Below are 26105 nucleotides of genomic sequence, written 5' to 3' on the forward strand. Positions count from 1 at the left end.
TCAGGGGCGGGTCGCTTCAACATGACCCAGTGAATCAAAAACCCCCGGCAAATGCCAGGGGTTTGTCAGCAGTCTGACGGCGCCTCGCGGCGCCGTTTTCATTTCGACCCGACCGATCTGGTCGCACCTCACCTATAAGGCGACCAGCACTGCTGGCGCGGGCCATTGTAGGGCTGGAACGTATTGTCCCAGGCGCGATACGACCGGTACCTGTTATAGCACCACCGGACATGGGCACTCGAAAGCCGGCCCGCGCGATAATAGTGGCGCGGCGGCGGCGCATAATAGTCGTAGTTATTGTACAGGCTGCCAAGGCCGAGACCCAGGCCAAGGCCCAGGATCGCGGCACCCGCGCCATCATCGTAGTAGCCGCCGCGGTAGTGGCGATGGCGCCAACGCCAATTGTCGCCGCGGTTCCAGTCGCCACGATTCCAGTTGCCGCGTCCCCAGTTGCCGCGGTTCCAGTTGCCAGACCGGCGCCATCTCCATTCGTTGTTGAACGTTCCGTTGTTGTTGCCCGCCCAGTCTTCGCGGACCGGCGTGACGGTCGGCGCTGCTGTGCTGACGGGAATCGACAGGTCCGGCTGCAGGATCGGTCCGGCGGCGGACGGCGCCGTTATGCCGGAGACAATGCCGAGCGCAATCAGCCCGGATTTGATGGTGGAAGAAAAGAGCGAATTCATTGCACTCTCCAAGAGGTACAGGCCCCACGCCTACCCTAGGAATGGAGCCAATGTGGATGTTTGCGTCTGAACGGCGGATGAACGGAAAGGTTCCGTCAACCATGGCGCGAAATGCCACAGGTCCAGACGATCTGGGCTTGTGGCCCTGCCGGCTTGTTTTCTCCGCCGCTTGCAGGCAAAGGTCACGGCATGTCGCTGCGCCTTGCCACTTTCAATGTCGAGAACCTGATGAACAGGTTCGATTTTTCCGGCTATCGCAATCAGCTCAACGAGGATCGGACGCTGGCGCTGTTCGATATCCAGAGCGAGGCCGAGTACAAGATCCTGGAGCAGGCCCGCGCCATCGCGCAATCAGACGACACGCGCCAGCTGACGGCGCTGGCGATCGCCGCCACCCAGGCCGACATCATCTGCATGCAGGAGGTCGACAACATCGAGACGCTTAAGGCCTTCGAATACGGCTATCTGTTCAAGATGGTGGGGCAGGGCTACCGCCAGAAATACACCACGTCAGGCAATGATTCGCGCGGCATCGACGTCGCCGTGATGATGCGCAGCGAGTCCGCGCAGGGACAGCCGATCGAATTCGTGCGCATGACCAGCCACGCCTATACCACCTATGAGCAGTTCGGGTTGCACACGCCGGAACTCGAGGCGCTCGGCAAGCAGGCCAATGAGCGCATCTTCCGGCGCGACTGCCTTGAAGTCGACATCACCGTGGGCGGTGCCCCATTGACTCTCTACCTCGTGCATTTCAAATCGATGGGGCCGCCCCGCAACGGGCTCGACGGTCGCGAGGCGACGATGCCGGTCCGCATCGCCGAGGCGCAAGCGGTGCGCCGCATCATTGAGGAGCGCTTCGGCAAGGAGCACGCCGCCGACAAGCGGTGGGCGATCTGCGGCGACATGAATGATTACCGCCAGCGGGTGAAGATTGCCGGCGATGATGTCGGCGGCTACCGTTTCGAGGTGGTCGACGAGGCCCGGTCCAGCATCGACGTGCTGACGGCTGGCGGCTTCTGCGAGAACGTCGTCGAGCGGCGACCGGAAATGAACCGTTGGACTTTTTACCATACCCGTGGGCCCGAAGAGCGGCATCTCTGCCAGCTCGATTATATCCTGCTCTCCAGGGGACTGGCGGCCAGGAATGCCACCGCCGTTCCCGACATCATCCGCAGTGGCCAGCCCTGGCGCACGATCTTTCCGGCAGGCCAGGAAGTCGAGCGCTTCCCACGCGCCGGCTGGGACCGGCCAAAGGCATCCGACCATTGCCCGGTGGCGATCACACTGGACATGGTTCGATAGGCGGCACTGGGGTTGATACAGATGAGTTTCGACCTGCCGCGCAATGTCATCCTGCCGGTCGATACCATCGACGTCCGGCTCGATCCCGGCCCGCACCCTTTCGCGCGGGACAATGAAAGGGCAATCGCCGAAAACTGGCAGCGCGAGATAGCAGCCAATCCGGCGCTGTTCGACGGCACCGTGGTGTTGCTCTCGCGACTTGCCTGGGGCGACAACCGCCTCGTCGGCCGCTGCCATGCGGTCAACTATTCCACCTTCATGCTCTGGCGTAAGCGGCGCGAGAATTCCGGTGCCGAGCACGCCTATGCCCATGCCATGCTGGTGGCCGGCGACAACGCGCTGGTGGCGATCCGTATGGGCGCGCGAACGGTCAGCCCCGGCCGCGTCTATTTCGCAGCCGGCTCGTTCGAGCCGCTCGACTTCCGCGACGGGCGGGTCGATGTCGATTTCAACATGATCCGCGAGGTGCGCGAGGAAACCGGCCTCGACCTGTCGAATGCCGAACGAGGCAAGCGCTACCACGCCCTGTCGACGGCAAGCGGTACGGTGATCTTCCGCCGCTATCACCAGACGGAACCGGCCGACGAGATCGCGCGGCGAATCTCGGCCTTCGTTGCCACCGAAACCGATCCGGAGATCGAGGGGCCGGTGATCATCCGCCATGCCGCCGACCTTCCGGATGGCCTGGCGCCGCACATGAAGCCGCTGGTCGAGTGGCATTTCGAAAGCGGCAAGTAGGATAGTCCTGGCCTCGGTGCCTTCTACTCGTGCCGCAGCGCGTCGATCGGGTCGAGCCTGGCGCCGCGTAGCGCCGGAAAGAAGCCGAACACCATTCCGATCAGCGCGGAGAAGCCGACGGCGAGCAGGATGACGGCCGGGCTTGGCGCGAAGGGGATGGTCAGGGTCACCGAGGCGAGGCCGGCCAGTGCCAGGCCGATGAGGATGCCGATGATGCCGCCGAGCAGCGACAGCACCGTGGCCTCGACCAGGAACTGGATGAGGATGTGCTTTTCATGCGCGCCGATGGCGAGCCTGATGCCGATCTCGCGCGTGCGTTCGGTGACCGAGACCAGCATGATGTTCATGATGCCGATGCCGCCGACCAACAGGCTGACGCCGGCGACCGCGCCCAGCATGCCGGTCATGGTGGTGGTGGCGCTGGCCATGGCGTCGGCGATCTGCGTCATGTCGCGGATGGCGAAATCGCTTTCGCGGTCGGGCGTGACGCGGCGTGCGTCACGCAAAATGTCCTCGACGCGCGGCTGCAACTCGCTGGTTGGCGTGCGATCGTCTGCGGCGATATAAATGTTGTCGATATCGCGGTTGCCGGCGATGCGACGCTGATAGGCATGCAGCGGCATCAAAACGACGTTGTCCTGGTCCTGGCCGAAGCCGGTATAGCCCTTGGGCTCGAGCAGGCCGATGATCTTGCAGGAGGTGCGGTTGACGCGGATGATCTCGCCCTCGGGATCGCCGGCGCCGAAGAATTGCTGGCGCACCGTCTCGCCGATCAGGCACACGCCGGTGCCGGAACGGGTTTCGGAATCGCTGAAGGGGCGGCCGGACACCAGCTTCCAGTCGCGTGCGTCGAGATAGGCACTGTCGGTGCCGGTGACGCCCGAAGTCAGGCTCTCGGTGCCGAAGATGACGCGCACCTGTTTCTGCGAGGCTGGCGAGATGGCGCGCGCGCCGGTGAGATGTGCGACCAGCGCCGCCAGGTCTTTCTCGGCCAACGGACGCACCACCTGGTCAAGCCCGCCCGGGCCTCCCGGACCTGCAGGGCGGCCGGCCCTGACGACCAGCAGGTTGCTGCCGAGCTTCGAGATGTCCGCCTTGACCTTTTGCGTGGTGCCGGAGCCGATGGTCAGCATGGCGATGACGGCGGCCACGCCGATGACGATGCCCAGCAGCGTCAGGAACGAGCGCAGCACGTTGCGGCGGATGGAACGAAGCGAGAGGCGGACGGTTTCCCAGATCATGGTCAGGCCGTCTCCATGGTGTCGGAGGCGACGTGACCGTCCAGGAAGCGGATTGTGCGTTCGGCGTATTCGGCGACATCGGCCTCATGCGTGACCATGGCGATGGTCAAGCCAAGCTCCTTGTTCAGCTGCGTCAGCAATTCCATGATCTCATGGGTGCGGGCAGTGTCGAGGTTGCCGGTTGGTTCGTCAGCGACCAGAAGGGTCGGCCTGGTGACGATGGCGCGCGCGATCGCCACGCGCTGCTGCTGACCGCCGGAGAGTTCCGCCGGCGTATGGTGCTCGCGGCCGACAAGGCCGACCTGGGCCAACGCCTGCATGGCAAGGTCGCGGCGCTCGCGGGCGGCGACGCCGCGATAGATCAGCGGCAGTTCGACATTCTCTGCGGCGGTGGTGCGCGCCAGCAGATTGTAGCCTTGGAAGACGAAGCCGACATAGAGGTTGCGCAGCATGGCGCGGCGGTTACGGTCGAGCCGGCCGGCGTCGACGCCCATGAAGGAATAGGTTCCGGCCGTCGGTGTGTCGAGGCAGCCGATGATGTTCATTGCCGTCGACTTGCCGGAGCCGGACGGCCCCATGATGGCGACGAATTCACCGCGCCGGATCGCAAGGTCGACGCCGGCCAGCGCGTGCACCCGCGCCTCGCCTTGGCCATAGCTCTTCCAGACCTTGTCGAAGGTGATGAGGGGCGCACCCGCGGCCACGGCTTAGCTCCGCAACTGCGAGGCGGTGATCACCTGTGCGCCTTCCTCAAGGCCCGAGGTGATCTCGGTCAGTTCGCCATCGGTCGAACCGATCTTGACGTTGACCGGATGCGGCCGGCCGTTCTCCAGCACATAGAGCGTGCGCGAGCCGTCGGTGGGGGCCGTTGCCGCCTGACGCTGGCGATTGCCGCCGGGACGCCCCATGCGGCCGGTGAACAGATCGCTGAGACTCCAGCCACGCGCGGCCTGTTGCGCCGGGCGATAGCGGAAGGCGGTTGCGGGTACGGTGAGCACATCCTTGGCTTGCCTCGTGACCACAGAAACAGTGGCGGTCATGCCGGGGCGCAGCAACAGCTCGTTGTTGTCGACCTCGAGCCGCGCATTGTAGGTGACGACGCCATCGGTCGTGACCGAGGCATAGGAGATGTCGCGGATCTCGGCATCGAATGGCCGGTCGGGGAAGGCATCGACGGTGAAGCGCGCATGCTGGCCCGGCTTGACCGCGCCGATATCGGCCTCGTCGACCGCCGCCACCAGTTCCATGTTCCTCAAATCCGCGGCGATGACGAACAGCACCGGCGCCTGCAACGAGGAGGCAACGGTCTGGCCCGGGTCGACCGAGCGCGTCAGCACGATGCCGTCGATCGGCGCGTAGATGGTGCTGTTGGCAAGATCGGTCTGCTGCGACTTGAGATCCGCGTTGGCGATGGCGAGATTGGCCTGGGCGCTGTCGAGTGCGGCCTTGGAGCGGTCGCGCGTCGCGGTCGCCGCCTCCAGCGACTGGTCGGTGGCCATGCCGCGCTTGGTCAGGGCCGCCGCGCGCGCCAGCGCGCTCTCGTTCTCGGCCAGCGTCACCCTTGCATCCTCGACATTGGCGGCCGCCGCCTTGGCCGAGGCCTGCGCCCGCTCGATCTGGACCTGCAGCTTGGCGGTGTCGAGCGCGGCCAGCACGTCGCCCTTCTTGACCTGCTGGTTCTCGTTGACCGAAACCGAGCGTATGATGCCGGAGAGCTGGCTGGAAATGTCGACCTGAGTGAGCGGCTGCAGCTTGCCCGTTGCCGACACCTGGACGGTGAGGTCGGCCCTGGCGGCTGGCACGGTGGTGTAGTCGATCCTGGCAGGCGTGCCGGCATACCATTGATACAGGCCAAGGCCGGCGGCAAGCACGATCAGGGTGAGCAACGCATAGAGCCAGCCACGCCGCCGCGTCTTGCGCCGGCCCTTGCTGTCGAGGCCGAGCGCCGTCTCGATGGCGGAATCCGATTCCGTCTTTGGCGGATTGACAATCTGGTCCACGCTGGACCCCTATGATGCGTAATGACCGTATCCGTGCACAGATCAGGCTTGACGGTTCAAATATCAAATTAAATTTCGCCCATGTTGGGATTGAGGCAGGAATGCAAACCCGGAATTACTTGCTTTACGACGTGTTTACGACCGAGCGGCTGGCCGGCAACCCGCTGGCCGTGGTGTTGGATTGCAAAGGGCTGGACACGGCCGCGATGCAGGCCATCGCGCGAGAGTTCAATCTGTCCGAAACGGTTTTCGTGCTGCCGCCGGACAACCCCAAGCATAGAAACCGCATCCGCATCTTCACGCCCGACTATGAAATGCCGTTCGCCGGTCATCCGACTGTCGGGTCAGCCATCGCGCTGACGGAATTGGAGGGGGAGGGCAGCGCCGGCATTTTCGTGCTGGAAGAGAATATCGGACCGGTGCGCTGCGCCGTCAGCAAGCATAATGGCGTCACCTTCGCCGAATTCGATCTCGCCAAACTGCCGGAACCCCTGGACCTGTCTGCCGATCCGCAGGCGATCGGCGCCGCGCTCGGGCTGGCGCCGCATGAGATCGGTTTCGAGAATCACCGTGTCGCGTTCTGGTCGGCGGGCGTGCCCTATGTGACCATTCCGGTTGCCAATCTCGAAGCGGCGGGCCGGATCCGGCTGGATAACCAGGCCTGGTCCGAACTGGCGCCGCGCAAGAGCGAATGGGCCTTCGCCAGTCCCTACGTCTACTGCCGCGAGACCGTGAATCATGAAAGCGCGTTCCATGTCCGCATGATCGTCCCCGGCACGCCCTCTTATGAAGACCCGGCGACCGGTTCGGCGGCGGCGGCCTTTGCCGGCGCCATTATGCATTTCGACGGCCCGACGGACGGGGTTTCGCAACTGTGGATCGAGCAGGGGCTCGAAATGGGCCGCCCGTCGCGCATCCGCCTGGAACTCAACGTGGAGGGCGGAAAACTGGCCTCCGCGCGCATTGGCGGCCATGCAATCAAGGTGGCGGAAGGCAAGCTTTTCGGGTGATCTGCCGGGCTTCGCCAAAGGTTTGAGAGACCCTCGGTACGATTTGTCGGGAAATGATTCCGGCAGGGCTGGACAGGATCGGTATCGGCGGCTATATGCCCGCCAACGCCGGTTTTTGCCGGCCGAGTGGGTGCGTAGCTCAGTTGGTAGAGCAGCTGACTCTTAATCAGCGGGTCCACAGTTCAATCCTGTGCGCACCCACCAAATTTCTTCAAAGACTTGGTGGATAGACCCTGAAAGCGAGACACGTTTAGCGCGTCTCGGGCCATACGTCTTATCGTGATCTTTTGACCTGCAACGATGCTCGGCCGGCCTGTAGTCAGGCCCTGTTGAGCGGCTTGCGGTGGTGAGGCCGACGCCCTTGGCTTTCTCGGTTGCTCTATATATATTTCATATACGAACCGTATATGGAGGTGCCGATGGGCATCGTGAACATTGATGATGACTTGCACGACCAGCTGCGCAGGGCGAGCAAGGTATCGTATCGTTCGATCAACGCGCAGGCCGCCTATTGGATCAAGGTCGGCATGCTGTGCGAGACCAATCCGACGCTCAGTTTCACGGAGATCATCGAGCGCGAACTCGGTTCCGCAGGTGTTTCGGCTCAATCACTGGCTTTCAGCGAAGCATGACGAAGCAGCCCGGGAACTGGCCTTGCTCGCCGAATCCGGCCGGCTGCTGGCATCCGTCTTCGGGCTGCTGGATCGAACCTCGCTCGCCGGTGTGTCGACACTTCAGATCAATGACATGGTCGAGCGTTTCATCGTTCACGATCTCCAGGCCCGACCCGCGAGCAAGGGCCAATATGGCTATGGTTTTGTGTTGAATTCTTCGGTGAACGATGTGGTCTGCCACGGCATTCCGTCGCAATCGGACGTGCTTCGGGACGGCGATATCGTCAATTTCGACATCACGCTGGAGAAGGACGGCTATATCGCCGATTCCAGCAAAACTTATCTCGTTGGCGAGGTCGCTCCAGCCGCCAGGAGGCTGGTCCAGACCACCTACGAGGCCATGTGGATGGGCATCCGGGCTGTTCGCCCGGGCGCACGGCTCGGAGACATCGGCTGGGCGATCGAACGCCATGCCAAGCGAAATGGCTATTCCGTGGTGCATGACTATTGCGGTCACGGCATCGGCAGGGAGATGCATGAGCAACCGCAGGTTCTGCACTTCGGAAAGCCGGGAACCGGCCTCGTGCTCCGCGAGGGCATGGTCTTCACGATCGAGCCGATGCTCAATCGAGGCCGACGGACTGTCAGAACCGAGGCTGACGGCTGGACTGTCGTGACCAGAGACGGGTCGCTTTCCGCGCAGTTCGAGCACACCGTCGCCGTCACGGCTTCCGGTGTATCGGTGCTGACGCTGCGCCCTGACGAACCGGCCGCGCTGAAAAACGCGGCTTAGAAACGGCCCAACCGGAAAGCAATGCTCTTTTCCAGGGCAGCAGCATCGTCAGCGCCAATTCCGCCTTTGCTGCCTGAGCCTATTTCTCCGAAACACCTGCCTCGGCAAAGCTTGCCATGCGCGCATGGCACTCCAGCGCCGAGCGGACGATGTTGACGGCGAGGCAGGCGCCGGAGCCTTCGCCGAGCCGCATGCCGAGATCGAGCAGCGGCGGCAGATCGAGGGCTTCGAGCAAGCCACGGTGGCCCGATTCGGCCGAAACATGGGCGGCGATGGTGTGAGCGAGCCCGGTCGGATGCAGCCTTGCCAGCGGAGCGGCCGCGGCGGTGCAGACGAAGCCGTCGAGCAGCACGGGTATGCCCAGATGCCGTGCGGCCAGCGTGGCGCCGAAGATGGCGGCAAGCTCGCGCCCGCCGAGCGCGGCAGCAATCCCCAGCGGGTCGGCGAGGGCGGCGGCATGGCGCTTCAGGCCGGCTTCGATGGCGACCACCTTGCGCTTCAGGCCGGCGTCGTCGACGCCGGTGCCGCGCCCGGTCCATTTTTCCGCTCCACCGCCGAACAGCGCCGCCGAAATGGCGGCGGCCGGCGTGGTGTTGCCGATGCCCATCTCGCCAAAGCAGACGAGGTCAAGGTCTTTTGTGACCGCATCATAGCCGGCCGAGACGGCGGCAAGGAATGTTTTCTCGTCCATTGCCGGCACTTGCGTGAAGTCGCCGCTGGGATGATCGAGATCGAGCGGGATGACGTCGAGTTCGGCGCCGGCGACGCGGGCGAGCTGGTTGATTGCGGCGCCGCCGCCGGCGAAATTCGCCACCATCTGCACGGTGACTTCCGACGGATAGGCCGACACGCCCTGCGCGGTGACACCGTGGTTGCCGGCGAAGACTAACACCTTCACCCGGTCGAGTTTCGGCATGTCGCGGCCTTGCCAGCGCGCCAGCCATGCCGCGATGGGCTCAAGTCTGCCGAGGCTGCCTTGCGGCTTGGTAAGCGTGTCCTGGCGGCGGGCGACGGCATTGGCCGCTATGTCGCTGCCGGCGGGCAGGTCAAGGCAGGCCGCGCGCAATTCGTCGAGGGATTTGAAGGGCATGGCGGCAAGGTCTCCAAAAGAGAATCAGGAAAGGGCTACGGAAGCGACGAGCAGCACCGCGATTTCGCTCACCTGTTGCAGGGCGCCGATCGTGTCGCCGGTCTGGCCACCGATCTGGTTGAGGCAAAGGGCGTGGAACGCGGCAAACAGCAGGCCAAGCAAGATCAGCGCGGCGATGGCGCCGCCGGGGCCGAGCAGGAGCAGGGGAATCGCGCCAAGCACGGCGCCGGCTATGGCGGTGTCGAGCGAGACAGGACCAGCGCCGGCCGACAGGCCGTCGGAGCGCGCCGCCGGCAAGAGATGCATGAAAGCGCCAAGCACCCCGCGCGAAGCGGCGTGGGCAGCCACAAGGGCAAAGAGCGCCTGTGTGGGGTCGACGAATTCCGAAAGCACGTTCCAGCGGATCAGCAGCGACAGAGCCAGCGCCACCGCGCCATAAGCGCCGATGCGGCTGTCGCGCATGATCTCGAGTTTGCGGCCACGCGACTTGCCGCCGCCGAAACCGTCGGCGACGTCCGAAAGTCCGTCTTCATGCAGGCAGCCTGTGGTGATGACGGTTGAGACGAGGCCAAGGGCGGCCGCCGGCCCCATGGCAAGGCCAAACCGTTCCGCCGTGGCAAAGACGATGGCGCCGATCAGGCCGACGACGATGCCGGCAACCGGTGCGGCCCAGATCGCGGCGGCGAGACTGCGGCCGCGAAAGTCGAGGATGGGCAGGGGCAGGCGGGTAAAAAACACCAGACAGAGCGCGACATCGTCGAGGATCTGCCGGGGCGAAAGGGTAAGATTTGGAAGCTTCACGCGCCAGCCCTCGCTATCGCATGGAAGAAGGTGCCACAAACATGGCCGCGCCGGTAGCCGGAAGCGCCGATCGGATTGCCCTGGCCATCGGCGAGGTCGGCCAGCGGTTCGTCATTGCCGGTGGCCGTCATCTGCGCATAGTGGAATTCGTGGCCACGGATCAGCGCGCCTTGCGGCCCCAGCGGACAGTCCGCACGCAGCCGCGCCTCGCGATAGCCGAGGTTTATCTTTCGCTTGGCAAAGCTGGTGGCATGGCCGAGCAGGCCAAGCATGCGATGCGTTTCGCCGGAGGCATCCTCCAGCGCTTCTCCAAGCACCATGAAGCCACCGCACTCGCCATGGACGGGCTTCGCCTCCGCGAAGCGAGCCATCCCGGCACGGAAATTCGCGGCAGCGGCGAGCCGCCTGGCATGGAGCTCGGGATAGCCGCCCGGCAACCAGCAGACATCGCACTCCTCTTCAGGCGCTTCGTCGGCGAGCGGCGAGAACGGAACGATCTCCGCGCCCGCCTTGCGCCAATAGGCCGCGACATGCGGATAGAGGAAGGTGAAGGCAGCGTCCTCGGCCAGCGCGATGCGTTGACCGGGCGGCTGCAGCGCATCGGTGAAATCGCCGACTGCCGGATTGAGCGGCGTTGCCAGCGCCATGACTGCATCGAGATCGAGCGACTTCTCCGCCATGTCGGCCAGCCTGTCGAGATGCGCCATCAGGTCATCATATTCGCCGGCCTGGACGAGGCCGAGATGGCGCTCGGGCAGATTGAGCGTGGGATCGCGCAGGATAGCGCCGACCACCGGCAGGCCGATCGCCTCGATGGCGTCGCCGGAAAGCCGCCGGTGCCTCTCGCTGCCCAGCCGGTTGAGCACGACGCCGGCCATGCGCACATCCGGATCGTAAGTGGCAAAACCCTTGGCGACGGCCGCCGCCGTGGTCGACTGGCCGGAAACGTCGAGCACCAGCAGCACCGGCAGGCCATAGAGCCGGGCGAGATCGGCGGCCGAGCCGGTGCGCCCCGGCGCGGCCGGAATGCCGTCGAACAGGCCCATGGCGCTTTCGAGGATGACGAAATCGGCATCGTCGGCCGCCTGTGCGGCGAGCGCGTTGAGCAGCGACGGCGGCATCGCCCAACTGTCGAGGTTGACGCCGGACAGGCCCGTAGCAGCGGCATGGAAGCCGGGATCAATGTAGTCGGGGCCCGATTTGGCACCGCGCACCTTCAGGCCGCGCCGGGTGAGCGCGCGCAGGATGCCGATGGTGACACTGGTCTTGCCCGAGCCGGAGCGCGGCGCGCCGATGATGATGGCCCGCGCCGTCATGCCCCGCCCGCCAGTGCCGCGCGCATGGCGACGATGCCGCCGACGACGATCAATGCCGGCGAGGCCAGGCCGGCAGCGGCGGCTTCCTCGGCAATGGTGGCGAGCGTGGCGACGACGGTCCGCTCCCGAGGCGTGGTCGCGGCGACGATCACAGCCGCCGGCGTCGACGGCGCCAGGCCGCCATCGAGCAGTGCCGCTGCTATCAGCGGCAGATTGGCCATGCCCATATAGACCACGACAGGCTGGCCGGTGCGGGCGATTGCCGCCCAGTCGATGTCATCGTCTGTGCCGGCGGCGTGGCCGGTCGCCAGGATCACCGCCTTGTTGATGCCGCGCATGGTGGCCGGAATGCCGGTGGCGGCCAGCGCGCTGAGGCCCGATGTCAGGCCCGGCAGAACACGAAACGGTATGCCTTCGCGTGCCAGTGCCAAAGCCTCTTCGCCGCCCCGGCCGAAAATATAGGGATCGCCGCCCTTCAGCCTGACGACGCGGCGGCCTTCACGTGCCAGCCGCACCAGCAGGGCGGTGATGTCGTCCTGTTTCATCGAGGGCTTGCCGCCGCGCTTGCCCGCAAAGAAACGCTCGGCATTTCCGGCAACAGCCACGACATCAGGTGAAACCAGCGCGTCGTAGACCAGCGCATCCGCTTCGGCCAGCGCCGCCAGCACTTCCAGGGTCAGGCAGCCGGGGTCGCCGGGACCGGCGCCGGCCAGCCAGACATGGCCCGGCTCAAGCGGACGCGGCTTGAAGTTCAGCCGCGCGAGCGCCTGTTCGAGCGTTGCGTTTTCGCCTTTGTTGCTGGTACTGCCGTTCACAATCCGTCCCGTCCGCGAAAACGCCGCTGGTAGTGGGCGTCGTACAATGAACTCTCGCCGAAACCTTCCGCCGCCAGCGAGCGGCCGACGAAGATGATCGCCGTGCGCTCCATCGGATCGGCCGCGAGCCGTGCCTCTATCGTCTCCAGCGTACCGGTCAGCACGCGCTCGTCCGGCCAGGAGGCGCGAAAGACGATCGCGACCGGGCAATCACCGCCATAGTAAGGTGTCAATTCGGCGACGACGCGGTCGACGGCATGGACGGCAAGATGGATGGCCAGCGTGGCGCCGGTGCGGCCGAAACCGGCCAGCGTTTCGCCGGGCGGCATTTTCGAGGCGCGGCCGGAGATGCGGGTCAGCACTAGGCTCTGCGCGACTTCGGGAATGGTCAGTTCGCGGCGAAGTGCTGCGGCGGCGGCCGCGAAGGAAGGAACGCCTGGCGTCAGCGTGTAAGGGATGCCGTGCTTTTCAAGCCGCCGAATCTGCTCGGCAACCGCGCTCCACACCGACAGATCGCCCGAGTGCAGCCTGGCGACATCATGGCCGGCATTGTGGGCATCGAGATACGCGGCCTCGATCTCATCGAGCGACATCGGCGCGGTGTCGATCAATTTTGTGCCCGGGGCGCAGTGCTGCAGCAATTCGGGTGCCACGATCGAACCGGCGTGGAGGCACACCGGGCAGCTTGCCAGGAGCCTCGCACCACGCAGCGTGATGAGGTCGGCCGCACCCGGACCGGCGCCGATGAAATGGACGGTCATGGCGCGTCTCCGCTGATAGCGATGGCGCAGGTGACAGGACCGAGCACGGTGCGCGGGCCGAGCAGCGTCGCGCCCTTCCCGGCAACCGCAAGGGCCGACGCTTCGGAAACCGATGGCGTGCCGGCCGATTCCTGCGACAGGCTGGAGTTGCTGAGCGTCCCCGACGAGGCAGCCCGAAGGGCAGCGTCATCGACGATGATGACCGGGAGGTTCAGCGTGCGACCGGCGGCAGCAACCGCTTCTTCATCCTTCTTGAGCGCGGCGGTGGCCAGCGCCGAAAGAGCCGACATCGCCAGCCCATGCGCTTCGAGCGCTGTTTCTATCGCGGCAAGCACGTCTTCAACCTGTACGCCCTTTCGGCTGCCGATGCCCGCGACCATCATGGCTTGACCCGGCTCCCCATCATGGCTTCACCCAAGCCCACTGCGTGACCGGCATCGCCGGCCGCCAGGCCTGCATCGAGCCGACCGGCGAGGCGCGCGAAATGGCGATGCGGGTGAGATCGCCGCCCAATTTGATGTGTTGGGCAAGAAGCAGGGCTTCCATCTCCAGCGTTACCGCATTGGCGACCAGGCGGCCACCGATGCGCAGCGCCTTGATGGCGGCGTTCAGCACTCCGGTGTCGCTGCCGCCGCCGCCGATGAAGATCGCGTCGGGCGTGTCCAGCCTGGCCAGCGCCTTGGGCGCGCTGCCTTCCACCACGACAAGGCCGGGAACGCCGCAAGCCGCCGCGTTGCGGGTGATGCGGGCGGCTCGGGTCGGGTCGGCTTCAATGGCGATGGCGCGCATCGCGGGGTGGGCAAGCATCCATTCGATGCCGATCGAGCCGGAACCGGCGCCGATATCCCACAGCAATTCGCCGCGCCTTGGCGCCAGCGCCGAAAGGGTGACGGCGCGGATTTCGCGCTTGGTGATCTGGCCGTCATGATCGAACAGGTGATCGGCAAGGCCCGATCTGAGCGGCAGGACGCGGGCCTGCGGATTTGAATCAATCTCAATGGCCAGCACGTTGAGCGGATTGACGTTTTCGAGGTCGAAGGCATCGGCGCGCGCCGAACGTTGGATCTCGTCCGGTCCGCCCAGAGCTTCCAGAACGGTAAGCCGCGATGCGCCGAAGTCGAGTTCGGCGAGCAGGCGGGCGATTTCCGCGGGCGTCTCGCCATCGGATGTCAGCGCCAGGATGCGCGCGTTGGGCTGCAGCAGCGGCCGGATCAGGTCGAGCGGCCGGCCATGCAGGGAGACGGTCTCGATATCCTGCAGCGCCCAGCCCAACCGGGCGGCGGCCAGGGAAATGGCCGATGGCGCGGGGATGACATGCATCTCTTGGGGCCTGACCTTGCGGGCCAGCGTGGCGCCGACTCCGTGAAAGAACGGATCGCCGGAGGCGAGCACGCAGACGCGCCTGCCGGCCAGCGCCAGCACGTCGCGCATCCCGGCATCGAAAGGGATCGGCCAGGGACGCGGCTCGCCCTTGGCGAAGGGGGCGACCAGCGCCAGATGCCGCTTGCCGCCGAAGATGATTTCCGCCTTGGCAATCCGCTGCTTGGCCTCGTCGCCGAGACCGGCTAGACCGTCCTCGCCGATGCCGACGATCGTGAGCCATTGGAGTGTTGGCTGCTTCTTGTTTGACATGCCAGCGCTGCCCCTCATCCGCCTGCCGGCACCTTCTCCCCGTATAGAGACGGGGAGAAGGGACCAGCCGCAACGCTGGCGATCCCCCTCTCCCCGTCTTTACGGGGAGAGGGTATGGGTGAGGGGCAGCGCCGACGTGGTCCACTAGGATGACTATGAAGACGATCCTGATCCTTGGCGGCACCACTGAAGCCCGGCAACTGGCGGGAAAGCTGGTCACGCGCGCCGCGGTCACGCTGTCGCTGGCCGGCCGCACGGAAAGTCCGGTCGCCCAAGGCGTTCCGGTGCGAAGCGGCGGATTTGGCGGCGCCGATGGTTTGGCCGCTTACCTCACGGACAGGTCCATCGACCTGCTGATCGACGCCACGCATCCCTATGCGGCGCGAATCTCCGCCAACGCGGCGCAAGCCGCGCAACTGACCCGTGTACCGATCCTTGCCTTGCGCCGCCCGGGTTGGGAGCCTGTCGAAGGCGATCGCTGGATTGAGGTCGATACCGTCGGCGCTGCCGTGCAGGCGCTTGGGGATACGCCGCGCCGGGTGTTCCTGGCGCTTGGTCGGCAAGAGGTCGCGGCTTTCGAGGCCGCCCCGCAACACCATTACCTCATACGCAGCGTCGAACCGGTCGAGCCAGAGTTGGCGGTGCCGGATGCGGCCTACCTGCTGGCGCGAGGGCCGTTCCGCGAATCGGAAGAGTGTGCGCTTTTGGAGGGGCAGAGCATCGACATCGTCGTGTGCAAGAACAGCGGCGGTGCGGCCACTTACGGCAAGATTGCCGCCGCCAGGGCGCTTGGCATCGATGTGGTCATGATCCGCAGGCCCGATCTGCCACAGGTGCCTTCGGCTGAGAGCGTCGATCAACTGGCCGCGATGGTGGATCATTTTGTCGAGCCCGCGACCGAACGCGGCGTATAGACCAGCGCCGGCTTCTCCCCGCGCTTGATGATGCGAGTTTCCGGCGAGCCGATGATGATGCAGGTCGCCATGTCAGCCTTCCGCGCGTCGGCGTCCGCCAGCAGATAGATCTCGATGCGCTCGTCCGGGCGGCCGGCGGCGCGGCCGAAGATCACCGGCGTGGTGCCAGGCAGGATCGCGGTGAGGCATTCGAAGGCGCGGCCAAGCTGCCAGGGGCGCGCCTTGCTGATCGGGTTGTAGAGCGCGATGACGAAGCCCGCGCCGGCTGCAGCCAGAAGACGCAGCTCTATCAGCTCCCATGGCTTCAGATTGTCGGATAGCGATATGGCGCAGAAATCATGGCCAAGCGGGGCGCCGATCCGGGCGGCGACGGCAAGCATGGCGGTGATTCCGGGAACGACAGCGACATCTATCGCGCGCCATTCGTCCGGCCCGGCCTCGATCGCCTCGCAGACTGCGGCAGCCATGGCGAAGACGCCGGGATCGCCACCTGAGACCACGGCGACGTCATGGCCCTCGGCGGCTTTGACCAGCGCATCCTTGGAGCGGGCGAGCTCCTCGCGATTGTCGGAAGCGACGCGGGTCTGGTCGGGGCGCAAATCGAGCCGGTCGAGATAGGGCTTGTAGCCATAGAAGAATTTTGCTTCCGCCACAGCGCGGCTGGCTTCCGGCGTGACCTGATCGGCATTGCCGGGGCCGAGACCGATGACGGTGAGGCGGCCGCTCATGCAGGTGCTCCCAAGGCGCCGGGCCGGCCGGACCAGCCGGCGACCAACACGATGGCGAAATAGGGTGCTTTGTCGTCCTGTTTATCGGCCAGCTTCATCGAGATGCTGCCGGCCATGGTGCCACGCTCGACATAGACGGCGCGCGTCAGCTTGCCTGTCGCCTCCAGCGCCCGCCTGACCTTGGGCAGGTTGCGGCCGACCTTCATGATGACGGCGGCATCGGTGTCGGCTAAGCGGCGCGTCAACTCGAATTCGCTCATCGTGCCGGGCAGCACGGTCAGTACGTCGTCGCCCTGGACGATCGGCAGGCCGGTCTCCGACCAGCAGCCTGACATGGCGGTGACGCCGGGAATAACCTCGGTCGGGAAACGATGCGCCAGCCTGACATGCAGATGCATGTAGGAGCCGTAGAACAGCGGATCGCCTTCGGACAGGACGGCCACGATCCTGCCAGCTTCGAGATGTTCGGCGACTTTTTCGGCCGACTCCTCGTAGAAACCGGTGATCTGCGAGCGGTAATCGTCGTGATCCTTGTCGATTTCGGTGGTCACGGGATAGAGCAGCGGCAGTTCCAGCATATCCGGCCGGAAGCGCGCTTCGACGATGGCGCGGGCATTGCTGTTGTTGCCGCGCTTGGCGAAATACGCCACCACATCGGCTTCCGCCAAAGCGCGCGCGGCCTTCAGCGTCAACAAGTCCGGGTCGCCGGGGCCGGTGCCGACGCCGACGAGACGTCCTTTTGCCAATCCTTCCTTGACGGGGGCGTTCACAGGCCCGGCCTCGCCAGCGAATTGAGCGCGGCGGCGGTCATGGCGCTGCCGCCAAGCCTGCCGCGCACGATGGCATAGGGCACGCCATAGGAATTCTCGGCCAGCGCATCCTTGGATTCGGCGGCACCGACGAAGCCGACCGGCATGCCGATGATGGCCGCCGGTTTGGGCGCGCCGTCGCGCAGTTTTTCCAGGAGGTAGAAGAGCGCTGTCGGCGCGTTGCCGATGGCGACGACCGCGCCGGCCATGCGTTCGCCCCACAAGTCGACGGCCGCGGCCGAGCGGGTGTTGCCGATATCCCTGGCGATTTCATGCGTGCGCGGATCGCGCAAGGTGCAGATCACTTCGTTGCCGGCCGGCAGCCTGGCGCGGGTGACGCCATGGGACACCATCTCCGCGTCGCAGAAGATCGGTGCGCCGGCGGCAAGTGCATTGCGGGCAGCAGTGACGAAACCGCTGGAGAAAACGAAATGACTTGATGCTTCGACCTGGCCGCAGGCATGGATCATGCGGATGGCGACATCGGCCTCGGCTTCCGAGAAGCGCGACAGATCGGCCTCGGCGCGGATGATGGCGAAGGAGCGCTCGTAGATCGCCGTGCCGTCGTGGATGTAGTCGTAGGCGGCCATGCTCATTCCCGTCGGTAAGCCTCTGCGATGCCGGCCAGCCCCAGCCTTGTAAGGCAAGCTGCGGCGGTCTCGCCTTGATATCGTGCGCTGCGGATCATCGCCGCGACGCGGCCGATGCCGCGCGCGGCGTCATAGCCCGGCCTGTAGCCGGCAGGAAGGGCCTTTGCCGTCGCGTTCACGACAAGTCCGGCTCCGTTTTCGCCGCCGACGATTGTTAGTGTTGCCGGGCCGGGATGCGCGCAGCCCTTGCCACAGCCCGAAATGTGCAGGGTGAAGTCTAGAATGTCGGCGTTTTCGGCGGCAATCGCCTCGGCGATGTCGCGTGTGGGGATCCGACCGGAGGCGCAGGCCGGCGTGCCGGGGCAAGCGGCGATTCGGGTGCGGGGGTCGGCGGGGGAGGTGACGAAGCCGAGAGAGGAGGCGGCGTCTTGAAGGGATTGGTTGGTGTGCGCCGGTTGACCGAGGAAGAGCAAGGCACGGCCCGGGGCGAGGCGGATTTCGGTGGTGCCGAAGGCGATGGCGCTTTGCACGAGGCCGATGATCCTGTTCGCCGGCATGCTGCCGAAGGGAAGGCCGATGCCCAGGGCTAAGCCAGTTTCCAGGGTGAATAGACCGATAGGACGGCACTCCGTCCCACCCCCTTCTGTCCTGCCGGACATCTCCCCCGCAAGGGGGGAGATTGGCAGCTCCGATGCCGATGCTGTTCTTGTAATGCCGGTTACTGGCGAGGGCCGCGATGAGGGCTTGATCTCCCCCCTTGCGGGGGAGATGTCCGGCAGGACAGAGGGGGGTGTGAAGGAATGCCAACCTGCGAGACCTGCTAGCTGCCTCTCCGTCAGATCTCTCGCGTGGGCCTCTCGACCCTTCTCGGCAACCATCCGAAGTGCTGCCACGGCGATATCGCATGCCGCTTCGTCTTTCGCCAAACCAAGGGCCCTGGCGGCCCGCCCATCACCCGCGACAAATATGTCCCATTGGCTTCCAGCATCGGTGAGTGTTGCGACAAGCCTGACATCGGCCGTCACCGCATCCATCGCCAGTTGCCCGCCTCCGTCCACGATAACCGAAACCTTCGGGCCAAGCCTTGCCGTCAGCCCGGCGTCCTCGATCGCCACCCTGATCCGCTCAGCCAGCGGTCGCGGATCGGCGATCTCCTGGGGATCGATGCCCGCCAGCGGCCCGGTCTCGACCGGCACGCCGGTACGCACCGCGATGCCCAACGCGTTGACTTCCGCCGCCAGCGACCGTGCGCTTTCCGTTGTCAGCCCACGTATCTGCAAGCTGCCGCGTGCCGTCACCTCCATGATGCCGTTGCCATGCCGCAGGGCGGATACTGCAACCTCGATCAAGAGCTTCGGCGATAATCCTCCAGCAACCGGGTTGAGCCGCACCAATAGCCCGTCCCCGGTCTGCATCGGCGCGGACAGGGCCGGGCAGGCCCCGCGGCGTGAAAAGGCGTTCATGCCGCCACCCCAAGCGCCTCGGCCTCGGCGATCAGCGCGGCGAGGTCGTCGTCGATCGAATTGCGCAGGGGGTGCCAGAGACCGCGCCGGCGCGCCGACAGGAAGCGCTCGGCGATGACTTTCGCGGCGGCGGGATTTTCGCGCAGGATGAAGGCGCGAACTTCGGGATCGCCAACATAGGCATCGTGCACGGCCTCGATCAGCGCGCCTGAAATAACATGGGTGGTCTCGGCGAAGCCGACCAGCCGGTCGACCGTTTCGGCGAATTCCGATGCGCCGCGCGGGCCATGGCGCATCTGGCCTGATATGAAGCGTGAATTGACGGCGCGGGCACGCACCACCCGCGCTACGGCTTCGCCAACGGATCGCGGCTTTGGCTTTTGCGGATCGCTCGTGTCGAGCACGATGACGTCGGCATTCCGGCCGAGGGCCGCAAGCGCGGCCGAAAAGCCGCCGATGAAGGCGACATCGGCTGATCCTTCGAGAATGTCGCGGCCGGGATCGTCGCCGGTGTGGACGAGAAGATCGGCCTCGGCGATGCGCCCCTCGAAAGCGCCGGGTGCGGAGATGCCATCACCCCCGGCACCGCCATAGGCGTGCGAGGTGGCATCGAGATAGGCACGGCCGATCTCTTCGCGCGCGCCCCAGTCGCCGCTCGACAACAGCTCCTCGACGCCGGCGCCGTAAGTGCCGGGCGAGGTGCCGAAGATCCGCGGGCTGACCTTGCCGTCGGCGCGGGTCTTGGCGGCGAGCGGGTTTTCCGAATCGTCCTCGTCACGCGCGGCGACGGCGCTGGCGGCGGCATCGATCAGCGCGATCTGGGTCGGGAACATGTCGCGGAACAGGCCTGATATCCGCCAGGTGACGTCAACGCGGGGGCGGCCAAGCGTGGCCGGCGGCAGCACCTCGATGCCGGTGATGCGGCCGGTGGTAGTGTCCCATTGTGGCCGGCAGCCCATCAGCGCCAGGCCCTGCGCGATCTCCTCGCCGCCGGTGCGCAGCGAGGCCGAACCCCAGAGGTCGATCACCAGCGAGCGCGGCCAATCCCCATGCGACTGCATATAGGCGCGAACGACCTCCTCGGCCGCTGCTTTGCCCAGGTCATAGGCGGTCGGCGTCGGCATGGTGCGCGGATCCGACGTGAACAGATTGCGCCCGGTGGGAAGCACATCGGAGCGGCCACGCGCGGGTGCGCCGGCCGGGCCGGCCTTGACGTGGCGGCCATCGAGTGCGGCAAGCAGCGCGGCCTTCTCGGCGTTCGCGCTCTGGCGGCGCATCGCGTCGGGCTCTTTCTCGGAGGCGCGGCCGTAGATGTGCAGCCCGTCCTTGATGGCGAAATCCTTGAGGTCGCATAGCCAGGCATCGATACGGCGCAACGCCTCGTCGGGCGCATCGGTCTTGGCGACCCCGGCTTCGGAGGCGAGGCCGTTCTGTTGCGCGGTGTCGACGATCAGCCTGGCCAACTGATCGCGGCGCCGCCGGTCGAGCCCATCGGCCTGGGCGTATTCGTCGACCAGGCGTTCCAGCCGGTGCTGGTCTTCGTCCAGGCCAGCGCCGGTCAGCGGCGGCGGCAGATGGCCGAGCGTGACGGCGGCGATACGCCGCTTGGCCTGCGCCGCCTCGCCGGGATTGGAGATGATGAAGGGATAGATGACGGGTAGGGGGCCGGTCACGATTTCGGGAAAGCAGTTCTCAGAAAGCGCCACCGTCTTGCCCGGCAGCCATTCCAGCGTGCCGTGGGCGCCGACATGGATGAGGGCATGGACGCCGAGCGATTTCCGGAGCCACAGACCGAAGGCGATCAGGGCATGGCGCGGGGGGAGCGTCGGATCGTGGTAGTCGGCTCGGCGGTCGGCGGAGCGGCCGCGATCCGGGGCGAGTGCTACGTTGACGTTGCCGAAGGCGGCGGCGCGGAAGGGGAATTTCGCCGAGGCCGGCGCGCGTACACCCCCCTCTGTCCTGCCGGACATCTCCCCCTCTAGGGGGGAGATTGGCAGTTTCGACGCTCCGCCTACTCCGGCAACATTGGAGATTGGCGAAACCGGCAATGACAGCGCAATCTCCTCCCTAGAGGGGGAGATGTCCGGCAGGACAGAGGGGGGCGCCTCGCGCAAACCTGTCTCGTCTTGGGCCTTACCCCAAGCTGCTTCGACTGCGGCAATTGCAGCAGTCGGTAACTCTGTAGAAAGATCGAGATAGTCCTCCAGCCCCAATCCTTCTTCGCCGCACTCCAGCAAATCCAGCAGTTCCCGCGGCGTTCGCGGAATCCCGTCGACGGCATAGCCCTCTTCGCTGAGGTCATGCAGCATGGCCAGCACGCTCGACGGTACGTCGAGGCCGACGGCATAGCCGGTGCGGCCGGGGGCGCTCGGGTAATCCGGGATCAGGATGGCGAGCTTGCGCCGGGCGCGAGATGTCTCCTGCAGGCGGACAAAAGCTGCTACACGATCGGCAACCTGCGCTACCCGATCCGGCTCCGGCCGGTTGGCGAAAGCGCGGTGGCCGAGTGCCGGATCGACGTCGCTTTCGCCCTTGAAGGAAATGGCGCCGGCGAGGATGCGGCCGTCGAGTTCGGGCAGCACGACATGCATGGCAAGGTCGGCGGGTGCCAGGCCGCGCTGATTCTTTTCCCAGACGTCGCGGCGCGTGGTGGCGACGATGACCTGGAAGACGGGGACGCCGGCGCGATCGAACAGGGTTTCGATGCCGGGCTCCGCGCCGGACGCGAAAGCGGTCGCGGTGATGATGGCGGCGGGCTTCAGCGTGGCGAGGGCGGTTTCGACGAACGCGAGGGATGCCGGGTCCTTCAGGCTGGAGACGAAGATAGGGACCGGTGCCATGTCTTGCGAGCGCAGCGCCTCGACAAGCGCATCGATGGGTGCAATGTCTGCGGCGAGCAGCATCGAACGGTAAAAGAGGATGGCGATAATGGGGACGCCGGGGTTGTCAGCGCCGAGTTCTGTCGCACCTCCCTCTGTCCTGCCGGAAATCTCCCCCGCAAGGGGGGAGATTGAGCTTTCGTCGGCGATTTCGCCAATCGTAGATGTTGAAGATGACTCTATTGTCGACTGAGCAGAAAAAGTGCCGGGGCCGATGACCGCTGATCTCCCCCCTTGCGGGGGAGATGTCCGGCAGGACAGAGGGGAGTGTGACGGATCTCCAGCGCTGAACGCAGTTGTAACAACCCCTTGTCCCGGCTGATAATAACCGGCCTTCGGCACAGCGACCGGTTCGGTGACATCAGCATCCTGTCCCGCCAGCCCTGCCAACCTCCGCACCAGCGAACTCATATTGGCCGGGCCGCCTTCGCGGAAATAACCGAGCAGCGCGTCCAGTTCCGCGCGCGGCAGCGTCGAGGCTTCGATCAGCCTGAGATCCTCGTCGTGGCTTTCACCGGGCAGCAGCGCCAGTTTTATGCCGCGTTCCCGGGCGGTCGCGGCAAGCTGGTCGCAGCCATAGCGCCACCAGTCATAGCCGCCGAGGATGCGGACGAGAATAACTCTGGCGTGGCGGGCGACGCTGTCGATCCAGAGGTCGACGGACATGGGGTGGCGAAGGTCACGCAGCGCGGCCAGCCGCATCGAGGGCAGGCGGCCGGCATCCGACTTCCACGCGGCCGCCAGTCCGGCGAGGTCGCTGTCGGTGAAGGACAGGGCCACGATATCCGCCGGCGTCTGCCGCAGATCGACCGGCTCGGCGATATCGTCGAGCGAGGCGGATGTCGTGGTGAGGATGTGCATCGCGGCCGTGCCTGAAATCAGCCGGCGAGTATGCGCTCGATTGCCCGGCGGTTCAGCCCCTTGAGGCCGATGACGACGAGACGCGAGCGGCGATCGTCCTCTGCGGTCCAGGCGCGGTCGTAATAATGGTTGACGCGCGGACCGACGGCCTGCAGCAGAAGCCGCATCGGCTTGCCGCCGACCTCGACGAAGCCTTTTACGCGCAGCACGTTTTCCTGTTCGGCGGCGTCGGCGACGCGTTTTGCCAGCTCGTCCGGATTGGCGATCGAGGGGATATCGACAATGAAGGTGTCGAAATCGTCATGCTCGTGGTCGAATGCGCCGTCGTGATGGGACTTGCGGTTCTCGATGTCGTCCTCGACGGCGAGGCCGAGCCCGAGCAGTACGGAGGGATCGACCTTGCCATAGGACGTCGGCACGATCTTGACGGCCCGGGCGGAGTGTTCGTTGACGATTGCGTTGGCGCGGGCCGAACCGGCGGCGTCCATCAGGTCGCTCTTCGACAGGATGATCAGGTCGGCGCAGGCGATCTGGTCCTCGAACACTTCCTCGACCGGGTCGTCATGGTCGAGGCTGTCGTCCCCGGCGCGCTGCGCCTGCAGGGCGTCCATGTCGTTGGCGACGCGGCCTTCGGCCAGCGCGGGGCCGTCGACCACTGCGATCACGCCGTCGACGGTCACGCGGCTCTTCACCGTCGGCCACTGGAAGGCCTGGACCAGGGGCTTCGGCAAAGCGAGGCCTGAGGTTTCGATCAGGATATGGTCGACTTTCGGCGTCAGCGACAGGATCCGGTCGAGCGCCGGAACGAAATCGTCGGCCACGGTGCAGCAGATGCAGCCATTGGCCAGTTCGACGATGTTTTCCTCCGGACAGGTGTCGATGCCGCAACCCTTGAGGATCTCGCCGTCGATGCCGATGTCGCCGAACTCGTTGACGATGATCGCGATGCGCTTGCCGCCGGCGTTTTCGAGGAGATGGCGGACCAGCGTCGTCTTGCCGGCGCCGAGAAAGCCGGTGACGACGGTGCAGGGAACGCGGGAGACGGAAACGGTCATGGTCAGTCTTTCAGCAGGTCGAGGGGAGGGATGCGGGCAACGAGGCCGCGCTTGAGGGAATCGGGCCGGCCGCGCCATGGGATGAGGCCGTCGCTCGAGGTGGCGAAGAGCTTGGCGCCGGTAACGAGGTCGGCGCCGCTGCTCGTGGTCAGGTCGCCGAAGACATAGCTCCAACAGCTGTCGCGCAGGATCGCGGCGCTGAGCCGGCGTTTGCAGTTGCCGAGACATTCGACCGTGCGGACGCGGACGTTCTCGGATGCCGCCGCGCGGCGCGTGTCTTGTGCCAGGAGTTCGCCGGCGCGGGGATGGGCGTCGGAGCCGGTTTCGTCGCGGCAGGACGCGCAGACGATAACGGTGACGCCGGACAAGGCATCGCCATCGGCGGACGATATATCCGCTGCACCAGCCGAAAAACTGCCGTTGTGGTCCAAAACCGGGCTCCTTGCCCGGAAACCCGCCGGGCGATCGGATTCTTCTGTCGCAGACGGCAGGTCTCCTGGCTCGCGGGTCATCGCCTTGGTTAGCCGCCTTCCCGGGAACTCCCAGTGGCTTTCGGCCTTGGCTCTTCGCTTACAGTTGCGGGGACAGCCGCGGATTTGAGACCGAAATCCCGCACCGCATTCCCTCTTAGCCCCAGCCGTTGCGGGCAGGGGACCGTCTGGAGCGGATTTAGGCTTTTGCAGGCAGCTGTGTCAACGCGCGGCTACGACATGGCGATGTCGGCCAGCGCCGGGCCCAGATCGCCGGCGGGCGTCACGTCGATACGTTCAAGGCCAAGCCAGACCTGCATCTGCTTCAATTCCTCGAAGAGCTGGGCGGCGGTTTCAGGCGGCGCTCCGGGCTCGGCATAGGCCGCGGGCACGCGCAGCACGCTTGCCGGTCGGTCGGCCCGAAGGTCGACGCGAGCGACGATCCTGTCGCCAAGCAGGAAGGGCAGGACATAGTAGCCGTACTGGCGTTTTTCGGCCGGAGTGTAGATCTCGATGCGGTAATGGAAATCGAACAGCCGCTCGGTGCGCGAGCGCTCGAAGACGACCGGATCGAACGGTGCCAGCAGGGCGCGCGCTTCGATCTTGCGCGGGAGACGGGCATCTCTATGGAGGTAAGCCGGCTTGTTCCAGCCCTCGACACGCACCGGCAGCAACTCGCGCAGCTCGACCAGTTCCTCCAGCCGGCCCTTCATGTCTGCGGGCGACAGGCGGAAATAGTCGCGCAGGTCGCCGGCTGTAGCCACGCCATGGGCGCGGGCGGAAATGCGCAGCAATTCGCGATGCGCGTCCTCGGCCGCCGGCACCGGCAGATCGAGGATCGCTTGCGGCAGCACGCGCTCCGGCAGGTCATAGAAGCGCTCGAAGCCGCGGCGGTGCGCGGTGGTGATGCGGCCGGCCCAGAACAACCATTCGAAGGCGTGCTTGGCGTGGCTCCAGCCCCACCAGCCGCCCGAACCTTTCTGGCCCTCAAGCGCCGAGGCGGCGATCGGGCCGCGATCGGCGACTTCCCGATAGATCTCTTCGATGTAGGCGGCGTGCTCGCGGCCCCATTTGGCGAGGCCCAGATACATTTCCTCGCCTTGCTCGGCGCGCTGCATGCGCCAGCGCATCAAGGGATATGTCTCGACCGGCAGGAACGAGGCTTCATGCGCCCAGTATTCGAACACCGTGCGCTTGCGCGTCACGGCGGCATTGTCGAGGAGCGCGAGCGGGTAGGGGCCAAGCCGCGAATAAAGCGGCATATAATGCGCGCGCACCACCGCGCTGACGGAATCGATCTGCAGCAGGCCGGTGCGGGAGAGCACGCGGGCGAAGTGGCGGCGGTCCGGCGTGCCACTTGGGCGGGGGTCGAGAAAGCCCTGAGCGCCGAGCGCGATGCGCCGGGCCATGGCGAGCGAGATTTTTTCCTTCATCGGGAGCCCTTGCCCTGATCGATTTGCGGATTTTAGCCGGTGATTCCGGCATGCTAGCAGGCAAATGGCGGTAGATATGTCAGGAGATAAAAGTGGAGTAGAAA

Annotated in this window: 24 protein-coding genes, 1 tRNA gene, 1 pseudogene and 1 riboswitch; of the genes and pseudogenes, 7 read left to right on the plus strand and 19 right to left on the minus strand. The window is 65.7% G+C overall.

The window, feature by feature from the left end:
* Positions 1-128: 128 nt before the first annotated feature.
* Positions 129-683: a BA14K family protein gene (locus tag FJ938_RS20390; RefSeq protein WP_140696777.1), complete on the minus strand. Its 555-nt coding sequence runs from the start codon at positions 681-683 to the stop codon at positions 129-131.
* A gap of 189 nt (positions 684-872) precedes the next feature.
* Here FJ938_RS20390 and FJ938_RS20395 point away from each other — a divergent pair, with 189 nt between their 5' ends.
* The gene (locus FJ938_RS20395) at positions 873-1988 is read left to right on the plus strand and encodes an endonuclease/exonuclease/phosphatase family protein (protein ID WP_140696780.1); all 1116 of its coding nucleotides are present in this window, start codon (positions 873-875) and stop codon (positions 1986-1988) included.
* A 21-nt stretch (positions 1989-2009) separates the two neighbouring features.
* The gene (locus tag FJ938_RS20400; protein ID WP_140696782.1) at positions 2010-2726 is read left to right on the plus strand and encodes a hypothetical protein; all 717 of its coding nucleotides are present in this window, start codon (positions 2010-2012) and stop codon (positions 2724-2726) included.
* Between the two features lie 23 nt (positions 2727-2749).
* Here the strand turns inward: FJ938_RS20400 and FJ938_RS20405 are convergent, their stop codons facing one another.
* Genes FJ938_RS20405 through FJ938_RS20415 form a run of 3 tightly spaced genes read right to left on the minus strand, consistent with a single transcriptional unit; the run spans position 2750 to position 5967 of the window.
* Positions 2750-3967: an ABC transporter permease gene (locus tag FJ938_RS20405; protein WP_140610448.1), complete on the minus strand. Its 1218-nt coding sequence runs from the start codon at positions 3965-3967 to the stop codon at positions 2750-2752.
* A 2-nt stretch (positions 3968-3969) separates the two neighbouring features.
* The gene (locus FJ938_RS20410) at positions 3970-4671 is read right to left on the minus strand and encodes an ABC transporter ATP-binding protein (RefSeq protein WP_140696784.1); all 702 of its coding nucleotides are present in this window, start codon (positions 4669-4671) and stop codon (positions 3970-3972) included.
* Between the two features lie 3 nt (positions 4672-4674).
* Complete coding sequence (locus FJ938_RS20415) at positions 4675-5967, minus strand: efflux RND transporter periplasmic adaptor subunit (protein WP_140696786.1); 1293 nt, start codon at positions 5965-5967, stop codon at positions 4675-4677.
* Between the two features lie 101 nt (positions 5968-6068).
* On the opposite strand from FJ938_RS20415, the gene FJ938_RS20420 reads away from it, so the two are divergent.
* The 4 genes from FJ938_RS20420 (at position 6069) to map (ending at position 8384) form a co-directional block, all read left to right on the plus strand.
* Positions 6069-6977, plus strand: a complete 909-nt coding sequence (locus FJ938_RS20420; protein WP_140696789.1) for a PhzF family phenazine biosynthesis protein — start codon at positions 6069-6071, stop codon at positions 6975-6977.
* Between the two features lie 128 nt (positions 6978-7105).
* Positions 7106-7181: transfer RNA gene (locus FJ938_RS20425), tRNA-Lys, on the plus strand.
* Between the two features lie 215 nt (positions 7182-7396).
* The gene (locus FJ938_RS20430; RefSeq protein ID WP_140696791.1) at positions 7397-7609 is read left to right on the plus strand and encodes a ParD-like family protein; all 213 of its coding nucleotides are present in this window, start codon (positions 7397-7399) and stop codon (positions 7607-7609) included.
* Entirely contained in the window at positions 7572-8384 is an 813-nt protein-coding gene (gene map, locus FJ938_RS20435; protein WP_140696794.1) for a type I methionyl aminopeptidase, read from the plus strand. The genes FJ938_RS20430 and map overlap by 38 nt, the downstream gene beginning before the upstream one ends.
* Positions 8385-8463: 79 nt before the next feature.
* Here the strand turns inward: map and cobT are convergent, their stop codons facing one another.
* The 7 genes from cobT to cbiE are packed head-to-tail and all read right to left on the minus strand — an operon-like array spanning position 8464 to position 14799.
* Positions 8464-9474, minus strand: coding sequence for a nicotinate-nucleotide--dimethylbenzimidazole phosphoribosyltransferase (cobT, locus tag FJ938_RS20440; RefSeq protein ID WP_140696797.1), 1011 nt, complete (start codon positions 9472-9474; stop codon positions 8464-8466).
* A gap of 24 nt (positions 9475-9498) precedes the next feature.
* Positions 9499-10275, minus strand: a complete 777-nt coding sequence (locus FJ938_RS20445; protein ID WP_140696799.1) for an adenosylcobinamide-GDP ribazoletransferase — start codon at positions 10273-10275, stop codon at positions 9499-9501.
* Positions 10272-11591: a cobyrinate a,c-diamide synthase gene (locus tag FJ938_RS20450; RefSeq protein ID WP_140696802.1), complete on the minus strand. Its 1320-nt coding sequence runs from the start codon at positions 11589-11591 to the stop codon at positions 10272-10274. The genes FJ938_RS20445 and FJ938_RS20450 overlap by 4 nt, the downstream gene beginning before the upstream one ends.
* The gene (gene cobA / locus FJ938_RS20455) at positions 11588-12406 is read right to left on the minus strand and encodes a uroporphyrinogen-III C-methyltransferase (RefSeq protein WP_140610456.1); all 819 of its coding nucleotides are present in this window, start codon (positions 12404-12406) and stop codon (positions 11588-11590) included. The genes FJ938_RS20450 and cobA overlap by 4 nt, the downstream gene beginning before the upstream one ends.
* Complete coding sequence (gene cobM, locus FJ938_RS20460) at positions 12403-13167, minus strand: precorrin-4 C(11)-methyltransferase (RefSeq protein ID WP_140696805.1); 765 nt, start codon at positions 13165-13167, stop codon at positions 12403-12405. Before cobM ends, cobA begins: the two co-directional genes overlap by 4 nt.
* Positions 13164-13550 (minus strand): cobalamin biosynthesis protein, encoded by a 387-nt coding sequence (locus FJ938_RS20465; protein ID WP_140696807.1) that lies wholly within the window; start codon positions 13548-13550, stop codon positions 13164-13166. Before FJ938_RS20465 ends, cobM begins: the two co-directional genes overlap by 4 nt.
* A gap of 19 nt (positions 13551-13569) precedes the next feature.
* Entirely contained in the window at positions 13570-14799 is a 1230-nt protein-coding gene (cbiE, locus tag FJ938_RS20470) for a precorrin-6y C5,15-methyltransferase (decarboxylating) subunit CbiE (RefSeq protein ID WP_140696810.1), read from the minus strand.
* 149 nt (positions 14800-14948) lie between these two features.
* On the opposite strand from cbiE, the gene FJ938_RS20475 reads away from it, so the two are divergent.
* Complete coding sequence (locus FJ938_RS20475; RefSeq protein WP_140696813.1) at positions 14949-15713, plus strand: cobalt-precorrin-6A reductase; 765 nt, start codon at positions 14949-14951, stop codon at positions 15711-15713.
* Here FJ938_RS20475 and FJ938_RS20480 read toward each other — a convergent pair.
* The 8 genes and pseudogenes from FJ938_RS20480 to FJ938_RS20515 all read right to left on the minus strand — a co-directional run bounded on the left by FJ938_RS20480 (position 15677) and on the right by FJ938_RS20515 (position 26001).
* Entirely contained in the window at positions 15677-16441 is a 765-nt protein-coding gene (locus FJ938_RS20480) for a precorrin-3B C(17)-methyltransferase (RefSeq protein ID WP_140696814.1), read from the minus strand. The genes FJ938_RS20475 and FJ938_RS20480 overlap by 37 nt on opposite strands.
* Positions 16438-17211 (minus strand): precorrin-2 C(20)-methyltransferase, encoded by a 774-nt coding sequence (locus FJ938_RS20485; RefSeq protein ID WP_140696817.1) that lies wholly within the window; start codon positions 17209-17211, stop codon positions 16438-16440. The genes FJ938_RS20480 and FJ938_RS20485 overlap by 4 nt, the downstream gene beginning before the upstream one ends.
* Positions 17208-17840 (minus strand): precorrin-8X methylmutase, encoded by a 633-nt coding sequence (locus tag FJ938_RS20490; protein WP_140696821.1) that lies wholly within the window; start codon positions 17838-17840, stop codon positions 17208-17210. The genes FJ938_RS20485 and FJ938_RS20490 overlap by 4 nt, the downstream gene beginning before the upstream one ends.
* A gap of 5 nt (positions 17841-17845) precedes the next feature.
* Positions 17846-19303: pseudogene (cobG, locus tag FJ938_RS20495) on the minus strand (precorrin-3B synthase); the annotation flags it as partial.
* Positions 19300-23043, minus strand: a complete 3744-nt coding sequence (cobN, locus tag FJ938_RS20500; RefSeq protein ID WP_140696826.1) for a cobaltochelatase subunit CobN — start codon at positions 23041-23043, stop codon at positions 19300-19302. The pseudogene cobG and the gene cobN, both read right to left, overlap by 4 nt.
* Positions 23044-23060: 17 nt before the next feature.
* Positions 23061-24098 (minus strand): cobalamin biosynthesis protein CobW, encoded by a 1038-nt coding sequence (cobW, locus tag FJ938_RS20505; protein WP_140696829.1) that lies wholly within the window; start codon positions 24096-24098, stop codon positions 23061-23063.
* Between the two features lie 2 nt (positions 24099-24100).
* Positions 24101-24529, minus strand: coding sequence for a DUF1636 family protein (locus FJ938_RS20510; RefSeq protein WP_140696832.1), 429 nt, complete (start codon positions 24527-24529; stop codon positions 24101-24103).
* 37 nt (positions 24530-24566) lie between these two features.
* Positions 24567-24772, minus strand: a riboswitch (cobalamin riboswitch).
* Between the two features lie 29 nt (positions 24773-24801).
* Positions 24802-26001 (minus strand): winged helix-turn-helix domain-containing protein, encoded by a 1200-nt coding sequence (locus tag FJ938_RS20515; protein ID WP_140696835.1) that lies wholly within the window; start codon positions 25999-26001, stop codon positions 24802-24804.
* Positions 26002-26105 lie beyond the last annotated feature (104 nt).

Origin of the sequence: Mesorhizobium sp. B2-4-14 (assembly GCF_006442155.1) — a bacterium.
GTDB lineage: Bacteria > Pseudomonadota > Alphaproteobacteria > Rhizobiales > Rhizobiaceae > Mesorhizobium.

Excerpts from the sequence above, each read along its gene's own strand:
- FJ938_RS20390 (WP_140696777.1), bottom strand. The coding sequence starts at position 683 with ATGAATTCGCTCTTTTCTTCCACCATCAAATCCGGGCTGATTGCGCTC.
- FJ938_RS20395 (WP_140696780.1), top strand. The coding sequence starts at position 873 with ATGTCGCTGCGCCTTGCCACTTTCAATGTCGAGAACCTGATGAACAGG.
- FJ938_RS20400 (WP_140696782.1), top strand. The coding sequence starts at position 2,010 with ATGAGTTTCGACCTGCCGCGCAATGTCATCCTGCCGGTCGATACCATC.
- FJ938_RS20405 (WP_140610448.1), bottom strand. The coding sequence starts at position 3,967 with ATGATCTGGGAAACCGTCCGCCTCTCGCTTCGTTCCATCCGCCGCAAC.
- FJ938_RS20420 (WP_140696789.1), top strand. The coding sequence starts at position 6,069 with ATGCAAACCCGGAATTACTTGCTTTACGACGTGTTTACGACCGAGCGG.
- FJ938_RS20430 (WP_140696791.1), top strand. The coding sequence starts at position 7,397 with ATGGGCATCGTGAACATTGATGATGACTTGCACGACCAGCTGCGCAGG.
- cobT (WP_140696797.1), bottom strand. The coding sequence starts at position 9,474 with ATGCCCTTCAAATCCCTCGACGAATTGCGCGCGGCCTGCCTTGACCTG.
- FJ938_RS20450 (WP_140696802.1), bottom strand. The coding sequence starts at position 11,591 with ATGACGGCGCGGGCCATCATCATCGGCGCGCCGCGCTCCGGCTCGGGC.
- cobM (WP_140696805.1), bottom strand. The coding sequence starts at position 13,167 with ATGACCGTCCATTTCATCGGCGCCGGTCCGGGTGCGGCCGACCTCATC.
- FJ938_RS20465 (WP_140696807.1), bottom strand. The coding sequence starts at position 13,550 with ATGATGGTCGCGGGCATCGGCAGCCGAAAGGGCGTACAGGTTGAAGAC.
- cbiE (WP_140696810.1), bottom strand. The coding sequence starts at position 14,799 with ATGTCAAACAAGAAGCAGCCAACACTCCAATGGCTCACGATCGTCGGC.
- FJ938_RS20475 (WP_140696813.1), top strand. The coding sequence starts at position 14,949 with ATGACTATGAAGACGATCCTGATCCTTGGCGGCACCACTGAAGCCCGG.
- FJ938_RS20480 (WP_140696814.1), bottom strand. The coding sequence starts at position 16,441 with ATGAGCGGCCGCCTCACCGTCATCGGTCTCGGCCCCGGCAATGCCGAT.
- FJ938_RS20490 (WP_140696821.1), bottom strand. The coding sequence starts at position 17,840 with ATGGCCGCCTACGACTACATCCACGACGGCACGGCGATCTACGAGCGC.
- cobN (WP_140696826.1), bottom strand. The coding sequence starts at position 23,043 with ATGCACATCCTCACCACGACATCCGCCTCGCTCGACGATATCGCCGAG.
- cobW (WP_140696829.1), bottom strand. The coding sequence starts at position 24,098 with ATGACCGTTTCCGTCTCCCGCGTTCCCTGCACCGTCGTCACCGGCTTT.
- FJ938_RS20515 (WP_140696835.1), bottom strand. The coding sequence starts at position 26,001 with ATGAAGGAAAAAATCTCGCTCGCCATGGCCCGGCGCATCGCGCTCGGC.